The sequence below is a fragment of the Streptomyces sp. NPDC005574 genome (assembly GCF_040605435.1).
In the GTDB taxonomy this organism is placed as follows: domain Bacteria; phylum Actinomycetota; class Actinomycetes; order Streptomycetales; family Streptomycetaceae; genus Streptomyces.
The window spans coordinates 1-1,725 of record NZ_JBEXCW010000301.1 but is presented as its reverse complement, the minus strand read 5'-3'; the positions used below and the strand labels follow the sequence as shown (position 1 = coordinate 1,725).

The 1,725-nt window shown below is 66.3% G+C and carries 3 protein-coding genes; all 3 read right to left on the bottom strand.

Annotated elements, in window-relative coordinates:
* Nucleotides 1-70: 70 nt before the first annotated feature.
* Nucleotides 71-301: a hypothetical protein gene (locus ABZT03_RS44335; protein ID WP_356050004.1), complete on the bottom strand. Its 231-nt coding sequence runs from the start codon at nucleotides 299-301 to the stop codon at nucleotides 71-73.
* Between the two features lie 20 nt (nucleotides 302-321).
* Complete coding sequence (locus tag ABZT03_RS44330; RefSeq protein ID WP_356050002.1) at nucleotides 322-621, bottom strand: UbiA family prenyltransferase; 300 nt, start codon at nucleotides 619-621, stop codon at nucleotides 322-324.
* A gap of 51 nt (nucleotides 622-672) precedes the next feature.
* Nucleotides 673-1,725, bottom strand: a 1,053-nt coding sequence (locus ABZT03_RS44325; protein ID WP_356050000.1) for an IS66 family transposase, incomplete at its 5' end; no start/stop codon positions are given.

The window sequence follows — 1,725 nt, the reverse complement described above, 5'->3', positions numbered from 1 at the left end:
CGCGACCTCCTCCGCCACAAAGACGCCTTCGCCGTCTACAGCATCTGACCAACCGGCACGGAACCGGACATCACACAACTACGCCGGGGCCGTGCAGGATGGGGCGGTGCGCCGCGGCCTCCTGACCCAAGGCATTCAGTTCGGCTGCACGTTTACCGGCCACCATGAACAAAGACCCAAACGCCGTGACGATAAGAAAATATGACGAGATTGAGACGCCTACGACCACGGCACCAAGGATGACGCGAAGAACAAAACCTGACGCCAGTACAATCAGGTCCAGAATGGGTATGTGCTTCAACCGGCAGCTGTAGCAAATGGTCACCGTACAGTACAAGGCAACCGTCGCCGCGCTCGCGGATTCAGTACCATGACAGCTAGAGTGAGGGAAACGACTATCAGCGCTGCCGCCACCACATAGGCTAGCAAAGGCGATATAGTGCCCGCTGCAACTGGTCGATTCTTTTTCTGTGGATGCTGCCGGTCACCTGCAGCATCCCGAGCATCATTCAGGAAGTACGTACCACTTGCGGCCAGGGAGACGATGGCGAATGCCGCTGCCGACTTCCAGAGGGCAATCGGATGAGACAGCAGCCCGGCTGCAAGGGGCGCCAGGAACACCAGAACATTTTTGACCCACTGCCGGGGCCGCGGTGTCCATTCACCGGGTGGTCACGGTCGAGCGGTGATGAGTGGGAGCCATGGGGTGCCGGCGAGGGCGTCGTGGATGGCGCGCATGGCGGTGAGCCCGTGGGCGCGGGCGGTGGTCAGGTAGGAGCGGACGCGCAGGTAGCGGCGGGCTCCGGGCAGCCCGCGCCAGCAGCCGCTGACCTTCATCTTGACCTTGATGTCCCGCAGAGCCTGTTCCGAGGCGTTGTTCGTCCAGGACAGTCCTGGGCTGAAGTCCCAGGTGAAGCGGAGAACTTGATGGGCCTTGCTGATCAGGCGCTTGGCGAGTTGGCGGGCCTGGGACTTCTTCGCGCCGCCGGGCGGGTTTACGCTGATCCCGCACCGGACTGCGGTCAGGAACTCGCCCTCGGTCCGGGCGCGTTCGCTCTCGTCCAGCGTGGTGTGTCCGGCCGCGTGGGCCTGCTCGACGGCCTGCCCGGCCTCGCGCAGGATCCGCTGGGCGGCCTGGGCCCAGGCGGCGTGTTCGTCGTCGGGTGCGTTGTCGATAACGCCCTGCAGGTCGCGCAGCAGATGCGCGCAGCACAGCTGCACCCCGGCCAGGTGAGCGTCGTACTTGCGGTAGCCGACGTAGTCGTCGCGGACCAGGACGCCGCGGTAGCCGGGCAGGATCCCGAAACCGTCCAGTGCGGCATGGCCGCGGTTGTCCGCGGCTCCGTACCAGGTCAGGCCACCGGTGCGGACGGTGTAGGCGTAGCCCCGCTTGCCTGCCAGGCTGATCGGACTCTCGTCCGCGCCCAGCACCGGCGCGGCGCGCAGCGCTTGCTTCAGCGCCTCCTCGAACTGGCCGAGCGGCGCGTCAAGGCGCGACAGGCAGCGGTCGACGAACCCGGTGGACACCTCGACATCCAGCAGCCCGGCCATGAGCTTGGCGGTGCGCTCCGTGCTGATCTGCCCTTCCGCGGCCAACAGCGTGGCAAAGGCACGCAGGTTCGGCCCGTAGCAGGTCGGACCGCTGATCCCCGAGGGTGCGTCGGCGCAGGTCGCTGTCCCACACCGGCAGCGGCGCCGCACCAGACGCAGCTCGGTGACCTCCCG